The organism is Chitinophaga pinensis (assembly GCF_007896845.1).
Classification (GTDB): domain Bacteria; phylum Bacteroidota; class Bacteroidia; order Chitinophagales; family Chitinophagaceae; genus Chitinophaga; species Chitinophaga pinensis_C.
Map to the genome: position 1 here is coordinate 1 of NZ_VOHS01000046.1, position 14,723 is coordinate 14,723.

A 14,723-nucleotide genomic window follows, 5' to 3' on the forward strand; every position below is an offset into this window, starting at 1 on the left:
TTGAACAGCAGTTTGACTTCATTCACGCTGTCGATCGCGCTGCTGTCTGCTTCGTCAGTATTTAGCTCTGTCTGCAATAATTCCATCATTTTTTGCCTGATACGGGATCACATCTCCGCTGCCGCTTGTGAACACAGGCTTTTTGCCATCATTAGCCGGTACGACAAATACCTTCTTCGCTTTCAGGTCGATATCTGCTATTTCCAGATCCTCGCGGCCAGTAAAATGTTGTCATCTACAGCCAGCCAGGGGTTAATTCCAGTTCTCCGATAGTAACGCCTGCATTGACAACTTTCAACATGACGGCAGACATAAACATAGAGTAGAAATCCCGGGAACTTGTCAGCTTTTCTCCTTCATACCCACGATCAACTCCCTGCGCAGGTCTTCGATATACTCTGCCTTTATCATGTGATCCAGCAGGAGGTCTGTTTCTGCTGCGCTAAAGTGGTTGAATACTGCATTATTGTGCAGCCTCTGCACAGCGCCTGTCTGGACAGGCCATTTGTTTCTTTCAGGATGGACAGGGTCTGATGAAACAAGAGGTCGTATGGCTTTTCCTGACTGTACACCGGTTCAACAAACTGTTCCTTGAACAGCTCCCAGCAGGCAAAGGACTGCAGGGTAGACCAGTGTTCAGTCGCGTACAAAACAGCTGACTTTCATGCCCTTCGCGCCTGCCACTACGACCAACCCTTTGGATGAGAGAAGCGATGGAATGGGTGGCGTCTATCTGTATCACCGTTTCTACGGTACCGATGTCAATACCTAGTTCCAATGTCGAGGTACAGGCGATACAGAAGTTATTCCGTTATTGGTTTTGGCAAACTCTTCTACATATTCCCTTAGTTCTTTATCAACAGCTGAGTGATGCGAGAAATAGTAAGGATGCCCTTTCTCCTCTCAGACATTCTCTTCAGTTTTACGGCTATTTCTTCAGCATTACCGCGGGTGTTGGGAAAGATGAGCACTTTACTGTCTTTTACCTGATTATACACCTCTTCTATGAACTGAGGATGGTATTCCGTTTCTTTCTGTTCGAAATATTTGAAACGGGCCTTAATACCTTTAGCCGTCGGATCAATCAACACCTTCGTATTCGCAGGATCGCCGGTGAAACGCTTCGGCTCTTCATAGTCGCCTACTGTGGCAGAAAGACCGACAATACGCGGTTTCTTTTCAGCAGCGAGATCATTGATCCTTGACAGTAGTGAACGCAGGTGCATACCTCGTCGCTGCCGAGGAAAGTATGAATTTCATCTATGACAATAAATTTCAACCGGGAAAATAATGCTCTGGCATGTTCCGGATGATTGGTAAAAGCGACTCGATAGATTCCGGTGTAATCAGCAACACGCCTTCCGGTTGCTTCAACAGCTTCTTTTTGGCGGTCTGATTGGCCTCTCCGTGCCATCTGGTGATGCTGACGTCTATATAGCGACAAAGGTCTTCTACACGGACAAACTGGTCATTGATCAGTGCAATTAAGGGGAGATATAGAGGACCTGTACACCGGGCTCTTTGAAATTGACTTTGGATAGAATTGGCAGAAAGGCAGCTTCTGTTTTTCCGGAGGCTGTTCTGGACACAAGTATATAGTTGTCTTCCGTACTCATGATCCGCTTTATAGCGGCGGATTGGATAGGCCGGAAAGATTCCCATCTTTTGTCATTGATATACCGGCGTATGGGCTCGGAGAGTAATGCAAATTCACTCATATCTCTTTGATATTTTCAAGGTCTTCCTCTACCGGTCTTTCGTCTTTTACCTCGATATCTGCGAAGAGTGTTGCTTTATCAAAGCCGGGGTTTTGTCTGAGTATACTCATGATATGCAGAAAGTCCCTGATCACCTCTCTTGGCGTCAGGAATTCATTGGCGCCGGGTCTGTTGAACAGTTCTTCCATGAACAACTGTATGTCTTCACTGGTGATGTCTACATTGGTTTTATAATTGATGTCAAAAACCTGTTTCAGCTTTTGCAGCAGTACGAAAATCTCTGTTGCATCCAGTGGCATCAGTCGTATCACAGGTTGTGCGAAGTCCCTGATTTCCTGCGATTCAAACTTGTTTGTCTCCAGTCTTGATTTCAGTGCCTGATAGCTGAACAAGCCTCTTCTTTCATTTTCAAGGAATTCGCGGGTACCTGCGAAGTTGAAGAACAGATTGCTGACTTTCCCTGAAAACAGTCGTTATAGATGCTGAGGATCTTTTCATAGTTCTTCTCACGCATAGCGGCTGTAGGGATCTTATAAAGATTGATGGCCTCATCCAGATTGATCATAAAACCACTGTAACCAATGCTGACAAATAGTTTACAGAAGTTCTTCAGCATATCATAAAAGTTATCATCCGCGATGATATCTCTTACGCCCAGATCTTGTCTGGCTTCGGTCTTTGTATGATATTCTCCTTTCAGCCAGCGGAGTGCATTCTTCCGGAGCAATTCATCATCTTTGATATAGCCCTGATAATATTTCATAATCACCAGACCAAAGTCAAACCCACCTACGTCTGTCAGTTCGTTGACCGTACGCATGATATAGTCCTGAATCAGCTTTTCATATTGTTCATTTCTGATATCTTCGATGGATATATTGTTTTCCTGTGCGGCTTTGGTGATCACCTGTTCTATCCATTTTTCCATCAGAGTAGACAGTGCGCCACCTTCGGGTTTGGTTTGTATTGCCAGATTATCGATGATGGCGGTATATAATGCGAGCGACTTACCATCATTGGCATATAGCCGGTTTTGCGGGGTAAAATCAGCGTTTGCCACAACAAATTTCTGTTTCATGGCTACGGTGTTCAGCAGGTGCATCATAAATGACTTTCCCGAGCCGAAATCGCCAATCCAGAACTTGACCATACTATGTCCGTTTTTCACATCTTCCAGTGCATTGATGAATGCCTGTATTTCCGCCGAACGGCCTACTGTGATGTGTTGTACACCTGTTTTGGGCACAACGCCGCCTGAAAGAGAGTTGATAATAGATGTGGCTTCCCGGGGTTTAATGTTTTCTATCATACAGTAATGGTTTGAAAATAACTTTCGGTGATGGTATAAGTATCGTCATATTCCTCAATGAGCAGGTCGTCCAGTACTTCATAGCAACTACTATTGATACTTTCTATCAGCTGATCACGGAAGAGTTTTCTTTCTTTGGCAAAATGTCCGACCTTTTCAGAGGGCAGAGTAAACGCGTTTTCTTTGAATACAGACAGCAGCTCTTCCTGATGGGCGTTTAATACAATCCCTTCTGCGAAGGTGATGGCGTTTTCTGTTCTTATCGCTACTACCGGTGGCAGCAATGTAATAGATGTTATGGCTGGCGGCAGACCAACAGCTTCTTCCGGTTCATCATCCTGTAGTAACTTATTGAGGCTTTCCACAGTTTCGTTATGTGCAGAGATAACCGCTTCGATAGCCGCGGCATCCAGTTGTACTGTTTTTCTCTTTTTAGCGAAGATACCCGGAACTTCGGCTAAAGCTGCTTTCAGGTTGAGCGTCTGCACCAGATTGCTGGCGACCAGTTCAAAGGTCTGCTTTTCCTGTGTTGTTTTAAACAGGCTTTTATGGATGTTTTTAGGCAACTGCTTCTGATCAGCCTTTTCTGACCGGAGATCGGCATGCAGATATCTCAGGTAAAACCGGACCGCATCCTGACGGTCGTAGGCTGCAAAGAGTTTAGAAGCCTCAAAGAAGATGTTTTCCTTTTGCGGATTGTTGATATTCAATGCCGCCAGTTCCACGACCTCATTGACGCATCCGGCATAATTATCTTTACTTACTTTTTGTTCGATCTCGTCAAAGTACAAACGCCATCTGGTGTTGTTCTGGGCATTCAACTGAATTTCGGTGACTCTGTCAGCAGGAGGGATTGTTTTTTCTCTGCTGATAACAGCTTCTGCAACAAAGCGGCCTACCTGATCTTCAAATGCGGCGCTGCATTTGTTATAGGGAAAATCTTCGTTCAGCTTTCTTTTCTGACGGTAGTTTTCCCGCACGGCATTTTCAGCTCTTTTGAAAATCGTGAGGTAGATATCACTCTCCAGTCTTTCCCGGTAATAAACAGCCTCATTTTTTGATTTACCGGGGTACAACACCAGCATTGCCTGATCTGTCAGGTTGCTGATACAGGTCTCAAAAGAACTGTCCTGTTGTTTGTATACCTTGTCTACCGCCTTGATGCAGGCCAGATATAGCCTGATGACAGCAATACAGCAGCCCTCTACAGACAGGAAGATATTATCCGGATTCCAGAACTTGTTCAGCCATTCCGCCTCACGTACATTGAGATATAGTTTCTCTTTGAATCTATGTCCCAGTTTGGCATTCTCTTCATAATAGCTGGGTGTGTTATCCGTAGGAAGTGGTGGAGGTGTCACGGGCGCAGGCATCTCACTATAATCGATTACACTGCCTTCCTGACTGATATCAATCACATCGACGTTATTATAAGCCGGAGGAGCAGCCGTAGCAGTTGCTGTGTTAAGCTGTTGTCGTTGCTGATAATAACGGATCACCTGTTTGTAGACTGCCGACAGTTGCTGTTCATCATAATGATCACTCAGCAACAGGTACAGCGTACCTTCAAACAGGCAGTCATACTCGTAGGGAATGACCCGTACTGGAGCGATGCCGGTGTATACCTTTTGATGTAATAAAGCCTTGTTTAAAAGTGTGATCTCGTCCTTATGGAGCAGGGAGATCGTTTTATTGGCTATCTCGTAAAAGTTCTCTTTCGGGTTGTCTGGAAAACCATAAGATCTAAGGTAATTTGTCCATTCCTCCCTGAAAAATCCATCCATCATTTTGCGCAATCTCGGGTAATAGTAAAGGGATTATCTTGTTGACACTACATTATACGTGGTTGTCTTGCTTCCGCTAGTTTAATATTTATTTTTGATTAGTTCGTTAATACATTGTTAACGAACTGTGAAAGTATACCATATCGGCTTCGGATGAAAGGCATAACATATAGTACTAAATGAAAATGCGGTTACCCGATACACGTAACAATTTCTTAACCTTCCCTGCTGACGGTAGCCACTTCATTTTCCGGTTCTTTTATCAAACAACGACAGCGAAAATGAAGCGTTTCTATGCAATCGCAGGCGGACTGCTGTTAACATTGTCAGCCGCCGCGCAAAAGGTAAACCACGTAGTATTGATCACGATTGACGGCTTCCGTCCGGACTTCTATCAGGATGCTTCCTGGGGGATGAATAACCTCCGTATGATGAAGGACAGCGGGGTGGCGGCAGACGGTGTAAACTGTGTGTTCCCAAGTGTTACTTATCCGGACCATACCACGATCATTACAGGTGTAAAACCAGCTAAACACGGCATTTACTATAATGCACCTTTTGAAGAGGGCAAAGCCAGTGGTAAATGGTATTGGTATTATAATGCGATCAAGGTACCCACCTTGTACGATGCGGTACATGCAGCGGGTAAAACCAATGCCAATGTGATCTGGCCTGTATCTGTAGGGGCGCCGGTAGATTATAATATCCCTGATGTGTGGCCATTGGGCAAGAATCCGGATAGGAGAGTAGCCACTGCTGCTGCAAGCACGCCGGCCTCTCTCTGGCAGGAAGTACAGGACAATGCCACCGGAAAGCTCGGTCCTGAAGACTTTACCATGGTAAGGGAAGAATTGATTATGGATGAAAATGTAGCCAGAATGGGCGCTTATATCATCACTAAATACAAGCCTGCTTTCACGACTTTACATCTCGCCTGCGCTGACCACTATGAGCATATGCAGGGTAGGGATGGTCTGCTGGTGAGAAAAGCGGTAAGCGGTGCTGACAGAGCGATCGGTAATATACTGGAAGCACTGATAAGAGCGGGTATTAAAGATAGTACAGCTGTTATCGTTACAGGCGATCATGGATTTGTAAATATTAAACAGTCATTTTCTCCTAACGTATTGCTGGCAGAAGCAGGGCTGATCAAAGACATCGATAAGGCCGACTGGAAAGCCCGTTTCCACGCTTCCGGTGGTTCTGCATTCCTGCATCTGAAAGATAAAAATGATAAGCAGTCACTGGAAAAAGTAAAAGAAATACTGGCGCATCTGCCGGCTGATCAGCAGCAATTATTCAGCATAATTGACCGCAAGCAACTGGATGCAATAGGAGCAGATCCAAATGCAGCATTGGCACTGGCGGCTGTTCCCGGTGTAACGATCGGTGGTGCTGTAAAAGGCGCAGTGCTGAAAGATGCAAAAGGGGGAACACATGGTTACTATCCTGATTTCCATGAAATACAGACCGGTTTTGTAGCGTATGGTCCCGGTATTACGAAAGGAAATACCCTGAAGGAAATGGATCTGACAGATGTAGCGCCATTGATCGCAAAATTATTAGGTATACAATTTAACACCGCCGACGGAAAAATACCTGCCGGCGTACTGAAATAATGACCCTGCCTGTGAGAAACCCAATAAAAAAAGCCTTAAAGTCCTTTATTGGACTTTAGGGCTTTTTGTTGTTCGTTGTGAAAGATCAACTGGGCTGTGCATCAAAACTCACCATCCAGTTGACTTGAAATTTATCGGTCACCATACCAAATAACGGTGACCAGAAGGTCTTATCCAGTGGCATCGTAACTTTGCCACCGGCAGCCAGTCCGTCGAAAATCTTTCTGGTTTCCGCTTCTGAACCCACTGAAATGGAAACAGAAAAGTTGGTGCCGATATGGATATTGCCGTTCTCCGGACCACAATCACTACCCATCAGGATATCTTTGTCTCCCACAGGTAATGCAACGTGCATGATATGCTCAGCATACTGCGGATCTACTCCTTCGCCTGGCATGTCTTTGAATTTTGAAATCATTTGGAATTCTCCTCCAAACACAGACTTGTAAAGGTTAAACGCTTCCTCGCAGGTACCGTTAAAAAGCAGGTAAGGATTAAGTGAAGCCATATCAGTTTATTTGAGAGTTATACAATAAGCTAAAATTACTATGATCTCCGCTTTGTAAAGAGGGTTGAATAAGACATACACACGGTTAAAACAGGACAAGTTTATTGTCTGTCCCAGAAAGCGGGTGGTTCGATACCCAGCGCCCGCAGATACACATATCCCTGTGCCCTGTGGTGAATTTCGTTATCGATCCAGTAAAACAGTATAAAGTGAATAGGACCTTCCCACTGACCAAAAGCCAGATCAATCTCATGAAAACGTGCTGCAGGTATCTGTGGCCATAAACGATTAAGCTTTTCCGTTAGCTCGTCCCAAAGCGTAAGTAACTCCGCTTTTGTTTTAGGTCCACGGCCATTTTCATAAGTTGAAAAATCAGTTGACCATTTACCGGTAAGTACACCGTCAATACCGGGACCGCCCATACTGATCATTTCCAGTGCAAGCTCTGAGAAGGGACGCATACCGCCAACAGAAAAGGAAAACAGGTCTTTCTCCGGGAATGTTTCAATCACTTTGCGGGTTAAGCGGCGGTGTCCCTGCCAGTGTTCCAGTAGTTCTGCAGGGGTGATGGCAGATGGTTTACTGATCAGTTGCTGTGTCATGTTCAGATGATTTTAGTGGTGAGTAATTTGCTTGACGATACAAAGAAAATCAGGCCGGGTGACAGCCCTATGTCAGTAGTATTCCGGAGCTATGAAAAAAACACCAATAGCCGTGTACAGGTTCACCCGGATCCATGAAAAAGGCAAAATCAGACCAATTTTATCATGATGATTGATTATAAGCAAGTTGGAAATAAACTGGCAAACAGGCCTTGTTAATTCGCCCTCTACGGGTAATGTGGATAACTCATATGTGGATAACTTTTAAAATGAGCCCGCGGGTTTTTAAACGGCTGACTATCAGATTTCATCACCAGAGTCCGCTGGCTCACTACATGTGAAGCCTATATTATATTACACTACGCATTTTTAATATTTTCATATTATTTATACTTTTAATTTTAAAATAGTAATATTTTTTAGCTATACTACTTATGCCTATGAACACTCTCGACATCTCCTGCTACATATCGTCAGGAATGGAGAATGGGGCTTTTTCAAACATTAAAACCTTGTCCGTCAACTAATAGTAATTATTCTGAGATTAAACTGTTAGGCGACTATTTACGAAATCCCTATTGATGAAAAAGCTTCTAATACTCCTATGCCTGTTCCTGGTTGGTGCATTTGAAATGGTGCATGCTCAGACAGTGTATGTGAACGTACCGGACACGGTATGTATGTCTACAACCAATGCGACAGCGAATCAGCAGAAGTTCTCAAGTATGAATGCAAGGGTGACTGGTGCCGGCATTACCGTGACACAAAAGGCGACGTGGGAGATCACGACGCCTAATGGCACTGATGCGGATTACGAAGTCCTCTATTCTGAGAATGCAGCTGCTGATAAGCCGACAAAACTGAAGAATACCACAACACTGACATTGCAGTTCCTTGTACCGGGTGATTACACCTTCAAAGCCACTATGACTTATACAGGATCTGACGGAGTAGCGAGAACAGTGGTTGAGACAAGAAGGCTGCATGCTGTCAACTGTACCATTACCACCTGTGGTGACGGATCTGAGACAATGGCAGGCTTTTCGGAGGATTTCGGCGCCATGAATCTGGGCGTTGACCGAAGAAATTATCCCGTGGATGGTGTGGTATTGTATAATTACCAGCCGACGGGTGCATTACAGGAAGATAATTATGTGATTTCAAATAATCCCCGGCTGGCAAGAGATACCTGGGCGAATGTAACAGATCATACCGGCGGTTTCCGTGGCGGTATGCTGGTAGTAAATTCATCCATTACTCCGCGTCAGTTTTATACAAAGACCATCACTGGTCTTTGTCCGGGTTCAATATATAACTTCAGCGCGTGGTTATTAAACGTTAATACATTAAATGACCTGACAGATTGCGGTAACTATCAATATGCAGGTGTCACCTTCAAAGTAGTAGATGCGAAGACACCAACCAGAGTACTGAATGCATTTGATACCCGTTCCGTATCGATGATGTTAGGTGCAAAAGGTCCTACATGGCAACGCTATGGTGGTACTTTCGTCGTACCGTCAGATGTTGACTCCGTAAAAGTATATATAGTAAATAATAAACCGGGAGGTTGTGGAAACGATATCGCCATTGACGATATCGAATTTTCTTATTGTAGCCCTAACATCGTTTCAGAAATAGACGGCGATAAAGAAAGCCTTGCGGAAGTATTGTGTGAAGGCGCTCCTATTACCCTGACTTCCAGTTATGCACCGGCTGATTACTTCTCAGATCCTGTATTTGAATGGCAGATGAGTGATGATGAAGGTAAGACATGGTTGCCGGTACCATTTGGAACATCTACAGGAAATAAATTGATCATTGGCGACGGAGAACTGAAAGGCACACGGAAAGTGGCGTCCGATTATTTGTTCCGTACCATTATATATGAAAGAGGCAGCGATCAGAGCACCTGTGCATCTCCTTCTTCTGAGATCAGGCTCACTATCCTGCCAATGCCTAATCTGACCCTGACCGCCAGTCAGGTGTGTGAAGGTGCAAACGTAGACCTTGAAGCATCTGGTGGATTTGATTCATACAGCTGGAAAGACTTACCTGCTTATACTGGTACCACCCGTACGATCGTAGTAGACAAGGATACAACGATCACCGTGTTTGGTTATGTGAACTATGCAGATGGTCATACCTGTCAGGATGAAAACAGCATTTTTATCGGTACCGTACGTTCTCCGGTACTCGATGTATTCGTATCTGAGTCAAATGTTTGTATCGGGGAGTCCATTGATATGAAGATCAACAGCGTACTGAGTGGTTACAATATTCACTGGTTCAGAGGTCCTGACGCAAGTGGTAATAAAGTAGCGATGCCTGAGTACGATGGTCTCACCGATGTGACCCAATTCCAGATCGGTTCAGTTGCGGATAGCGTATTCAGTGTAGTGGTAAGTGATCCGGCTAATATCTGTGAAGTAGAATCTGCACCTATTAAGATTAAGTCATCAATCACACCGATCACCCATCTGAAGCCTAACCAGAATACTTTCTGCGCAAGTGCTAACGCAACGGGTAACTTCACTGTGGAGGTAGATAAAGTAACAGGTGCTTCCGGTACATGGAGAGTAGAAGAGATTTTCGGCCCGGCTGTAACCGACGACGTAATTGATGATTACGTAAGAATTCTGCTGCCATCTGCTGAAAGAACAAGAGTGACCATCAAGAAACCGGGTACTTCTGTAGTATTGTCATGGACACTGAGAACTGCAGCTAATGCAGGTTGTACAACAGTTGTACTGGATACTCTGAATCTCCTGCTCGATCCGACCTACTCACATGCCGGTCCGGATACAACACAGTGTGGTACCGATAATATCTTTACCATGAACGCCAGCAAACCTGCACCTGAAACAGAGCTGTATGGTGCTGCTGCTGAAAGAGGTAAATGGAGACTGATATCCGGTAATGCAACCATTGCTTACGATACCGCTTATAATACAACAGTTACGGCACTCAATCCGGAAGGGGATATCGTCCTGACATGGACAATTACCAACCTCGGTGGTTGTGTGGCGAACGTAGATACCGTGATCCTGCATAAAATAGGTAAACCGGTTATCAGACTGGCAAGTCCTGCGAAGGCTTGTACCAGCAAAGGGTTCTTCATGCTGGATACATTATCTACCAAAGGAACACCTACCTTATATTCAATTACTACAGCTGCTCCGGCAATGCCAGGATTTATAGCGGTAACTGACCAACCACTGTCATGGCCGCTGCGGGTGAATATCCCGACTAATCTGGCACCGGGTACATATAACTTTAACTTTAGCTACAGAACAGTTAAAGCGGGTTGCGATTCTACTGTTCCATTTACTGTGAATGTAGAAACAGCGCCAACGCCGGCAACCAGCATCACTTCCAGCACGACTGGCGTATGTGGTAGCGGTTCTGCGACACTGACTGTAAATGGTGGCGGCCTTGGCCTGCAGTCCGATGGTGTAACACCAAACGCGGTATGGGCATGGTATGCTGGTGGTTGTGGTACAGGTACCCGTATCGGTACCGGTCCGACCATTACTGTACCGCTCACCGCTGTAACCACTTTTTATGTAAGAGCTGAGAGCCTCGGCGCCTGTGATACAACTGCCTGTGTGAGCACAACAGTTACCTTCACCGGTATGCCGGCTGCTGTAAATGCGGGTCCTGATCAGTCTAAATGTAATACTACTGCCTTCACCATGGCAGCAAGCGTAGCAACACCCGGCACCGGTACATGGGTACTGCCTGCTGGTACAACGGCAACGGTAACACCTGGTCAAAGCAACAATCCTGCTGCTGTTATTAATGTACCTGCCGGTATTACAGTAGACGCAGTATGGAGTGTGACCAACGGTACCTGTGTGGCAAATGACACAGTAAGACTGATTAACTATGCGCTGCCTACACTCGCAAATGCGGGTCCGGATATCGCACAATGTGGCAACACTGCCTTCACCATGGCTGCAAATGCAGCAGTGACAGGTACAGGTGTATGGTCACTGGTGGCAGGTAGCACGGCTACTATTACTGCCGGACAGGCAAACAATCCAACAGCTGTAATCAATGTTCCGGCCGGTTCAACAACAAGAGCTATCTGGACCATTACCAATACACTTTGTACCACAAGAGATACCGTAGTGCTTACCAGCACTGCCGGACCAACCACTGCTAATGCCGGTCCTGACCAGGCACAATGTGGTAATAATAGCTTCGTCATGGCAGCGACACCGGTAACCACCGGTACCGGTACATGGACCCTGCCTGCAGGTAGCGCGGCTACCATCACCGCAGGACAGGCCAATAACCCGAACGCTACTATTACTTTACCAATCGGATCTTCCACTTTCGCCATATGGACTACATCCAGTGGTACCTGTACAACAGTTGATACCGTAAGACTGAGCAATGGTTTGGCTGCAACAGTAGCTGCCGCCGGTCCTGATCTGTCCCAGTGTGGTAACGGCGCCTTTACGCTGGCAGCCAATACTGCGACTATTGGTACCGGAACATGGACCGTAGTATCTTCTATTCCTGCTGGCTACGTACTGCCAGCTGCTGTAGTGAATAATCCTACGGCTGCACTCAGTCTGCCTGCCGGTACAACAGTCGTATTACGCTGGACCATTTCAAATGGTGGTTGTGCTACTTCCGATGATGTAACACTGTCCAACAGCCTCGCACCTAATCCTGCTGCTGCTGGTCCTGACCAATCCAAATGTAACGTCGCCGCCTTCACCCTTGCAGCAAACAGTGCAGCGGGTGGTACAGGCAGATGGGATGTGATCTCTCCGGCAGGTTATACTTTCCCTGCTGCAGATGTAGCTAACCCTACCGCTACTATTAATATACCTGCTGGTACCGAACTGACATTGAAATGGACAATCGCTAACGGTGGTTGTACAACAAGTGACACCGTGTTACTGGGCAACTTCGCACAGCCAAATGCAGCTGCTGCTGGTGCTGACCAGTCACAATGCGAAGGCCTCGACTTTATCATGGCTGCCAACAAACCATCTGTAACAGGTGCTGTTGGTACATGGACAGTGGTAAGTGGTGCTGCCACCATCGCTGCGGGTCAGGCTAATTTCGATACCGCACACATTATATTGTCATCCGGCGCGACAGCTGTTTTACGTTGGTCTATTACCAACGGTAGCTGTACCAGCTCCGATGATGTAACCTTAACAAGCATTCCTAAACCTACAACTGCGACCGCCGGTCCTGATCAGCAGCATTGCGAAAATGCACTGTTCAACATGACCGCTAACACACCGGTAACAGGTACTGCCACATGGATACTGCCTGCCGGCACAGCTGCAACAATTCCTGCCGCTGACAGAAACAACCCTGCCGCTATCGTAACTGTACCTGCCGGTACAAGTGTTACACTGGCGTGGGTAATATCCAACAGTACCTGTAACTCGGTGGACAGCGTTATGCTCACCAACAACGTAATGCCAAACAACGCAAATGCGGGTGGTGATCAGGTTCATTGTGATGATCCACGATTCACTATGAACGCAAATAACGCTTCCCCGGCTACTGCTGTCGGTACCTGGAGCGTTGTGAGCGGTACTGCTACCATTGCTGACATACACAGCGCAACGTCTGTTGTAACTGTTACTGCCGGTAACTCCGCTACACTGCGCTGGACCATTGCCAATGGCTCCTGTTCTTCTACTCCGGATGATGTGGTGCTGACTAACCAGCCTGCTATTCAGGGTAATACCATCACCGCCGATCAGGTACTTTGTGCAAGCGATACGCCTGCTCCCCTGAGCGGTGGCACCATCACCGGCGGTACCGGTACCTATACCTTCCAATGGCAGGTAAGTACTGTCAGTGCCGTAACCGGTTTCACCAACGTCATGGCAGCAGATGGTACAAACGAAATATTCACACCGCCAGCTATTGCCCGCCATACATGGTACAGACGTGTGGTAATGTCTGGTGCATGTACCGGTAACATCAGTAACGCAGTAATGCTTACTCTGATGAATATTCCGCCGGTAGTGATCTCCGTTCCTGATCCGCTTTCTATTGATTGCGCAGGTGGTGTTGATCCTGCTACTAAATTTGGTACGCCTGTATTCAGCCATGCTCCATATGATAATGAACCACTGACCATCACTTATAATGATGTGACCACAGTAGTAGATGCATGTGCGACAACAGTTACCCGTACCTGGACAGCGATCGACCGTTGTGGTCTGAGCACTCAGGCACAACAGGTGATTACTATAACAGATAAAACTAAACCGGTATTCACCACTACCGCTCCGGCTAACATTACAGTAAACTGTGACGCAGTGCCAGCAGCGGTTACAATGACAGCCACTGACAATTGCGCGGGTACTATGACTATCACGCCAATTGAAGAAAGACAAGACGCAGGCGCAAGCTGTCCGAGCAATTATATACTGGTGCGCAAATGGGTAGCGGTTGATGCCTGTGGCAACAAAACAGACACCCTGAAGCAGATCATCAATGTAAGAGATATGACACCGCCGGTATTCGATGCTCCGGCTCCGGCTAACATTACAGTTGATTGTGATAAAGTACCTGCAGCCGCCCAGATGACAGCCACCGACAATTGTACGCCGGGTGTGATCACCGTAAATCCGGTAGATACACGTAAGGCTATCAACGGTAGCAAATGCACGGAAAACTATCAGTTGATCCGTACATGGACTGCGACTGACCTTTGTGGTAACAAAACCGTACTGACCCAGACGATCACAGTACAGGATACTATCAGACCACGATTCTCCGTAGTCGTACCTGCTGCTGTTACTGTTGATTGTGATAAGGTGCCCGGTGTGGAAAGTGTGACCGCTACAGACAATTGCACAGCGAATGTATCCGTGAAACTGACCGAAACAAAACAATCATTGTCAAGCTCTTGTCTCAACAGCTATAAACTGACCCGTACATGGATCGCGACCGATAATTGTGGTAATACTGCCACTATGCAACAGGTAGTGACCGTACAGGATACCACCAAACCGGTATTCGTCGTAGCGCCTCCGGCTGATACAACTGTTAGCTGTAACGCTGTACCGGGTCCTCCGACAACCCTGAGAGCAAGCGACAACTGTGGTACCGTTAAGATCTCCTATACACAGACACGCGAAACCATCCGGGTGCTTGTGCGGGTAACTACCGCCTGATCCGTACATGGACTGCA

9 protein-coding genes and 1 pseudogene are annotated in these 14,723 nt (G+C 46.4%); 3 read left to right on the forward strand and 7 right to left on the reverse strand.

Annotation, left to right across the window (positions count from 1 at the left end):
* On the forward strand, window positions 1-273 hold a 273-nt coding region (locus tag FEF09_RS31925; RefSeq protein WP_222597135.1), incomplete at its 5' end, for a hypothetical protein.
* A gap of 134 nt (window positions 274-407) precedes the next feature.
* Here the strand turns inward: FEF09_RS31925 and FEF09_RS33760 are convergent.
* The 5 genes and pseudogenes from FEF09_RS33760 to FEF09_RS25600 all read right to left on the reverse strand — a co-directional run bounded on the left by FEF09_RS33760 (window position 408) and on the right by FEF09_RS25600 (window position 4,814).
* The gene (locus tag FEF09_RS33760; RefSeq protein ID WP_261387781.1) at window positions 408-650 is read right to left on the reverse strand and encodes a hypothetical protein; all 243 of its coding nucleotides are present in this window, start codon (window positions 648-650) and stop codon (window positions 408-410) included.
* Between the two features lie 195 nt (window positions 651-845).
* The gene (locus FEF09_RS31940) at window positions 846-1,226 is read right to left on the reverse strand and encodes a hypothetical protein (RefSeq protein ID WP_222597141.1); all 381 of its coding nucleotides are present in this window, start codon (window positions 1,224-1,226) and stop codon (window positions 846-848) included.
* A gap of 258 nt (window positions 1,227-1,484) precedes the next feature.
* Window positions 1,485-1,718 (reverse strand): DEAD/DEAH box helicase, encoded by a 234-nt coding sequence (locus FEF09_RS31945; RefSeq protein ID WP_222597142.1) that lies wholly within the window; start codon window positions 1,716-1,718, stop codon window positions 1,485-1,487.
* Window positions 1,715-3,027: pseudogene (locus FEF09_RS25595) on the reverse strand (ATP-binding protein). The gene FEF09_RS31945 and the pseudogene FEF09_RS25595 overlap by 4 nt, the downstream one beginning before the upstream one ends.
* Window positions 3,024-4,814, reverse strand: coding sequence for a tellurite resistance TerB C-terminal domain-containing protein (locus tag FEF09_RS25600; protein ID WP_146307748.1), 1,791 nt, complete (start codon window positions 4,812-4,814; stop codon window positions 3,024-3,026). The pseudogene FEF09_RS25595 and the gene FEF09_RS25600 overlap by 4 nt, the downstream one beginning before the upstream one ends.
* A gap of 278 nt (window positions 4,815-5,092) precedes the next feature.
* Between FEF09_RS25600 and FEF09_RS25605 the strand changes: the two genes are divergently transcribed.
* The gene (locus FEF09_RS25605; protein ID WP_146307749.1) at window positions 5,093-6,430 is read left to right on the forward strand and encodes an alkaline phosphatase family protein; all 1,338 of its coding nucleotides are present in this window, start codon (window positions 5,093-5,095) and stop codon (window positions 6,428-6,430) included.
* Between the two features lie 85 nt (window positions 6,431-6,515).
* Here the strand turns inward: FEF09_RS25605 and FEF09_RS25610 are convergent, their stop codons facing one another.
* Together FEF09_RS25610 and FEF09_RS25615 are read right to left on the reverse strand one after the other, a co-directional pair.
* The gene (locus tag FEF09_RS25610) at window positions 6,516-6,938 is read right to left on the reverse strand and encodes a VOC family protein (RefSeq protein ID WP_146307750.1); all 423 of its coding nucleotides are present in this window, start codon (window positions 6,936-6,938) and stop codon (window positions 6,516-6,518) included.
* Window positions 6,939-7,039: 101 nt separating this feature from the next.
* The gene (locus tag FEF09_RS25615; RefSeq protein WP_146307751.1) at window positions 7,040-7,540 is read right to left on the reverse strand and encodes a DinB family protein; all 501 of its coding nucleotides are present in this window, start codon (window positions 7,538-7,540) and stop codon (window positions 7,040-7,042) included.
* A 581-nt stretch (window positions 7,541-8,121) separates the two neighbouring features.
* Between FEF09_RS25615 and FEF09_RS25620 the strand changes: the two genes are divergently transcribed.
* Complete coding sequence (locus FEF09_RS25620; RefSeq protein WP_146307752.1) at window positions 8,122-14,706, forward strand: hypothetical protein; 6,585 nt, start codon at window positions 8,122-8,124, stop codon at window positions 14,704-14,706.
* Window positions 14,707-14,723: the final 17 nt, after the last annotated feature.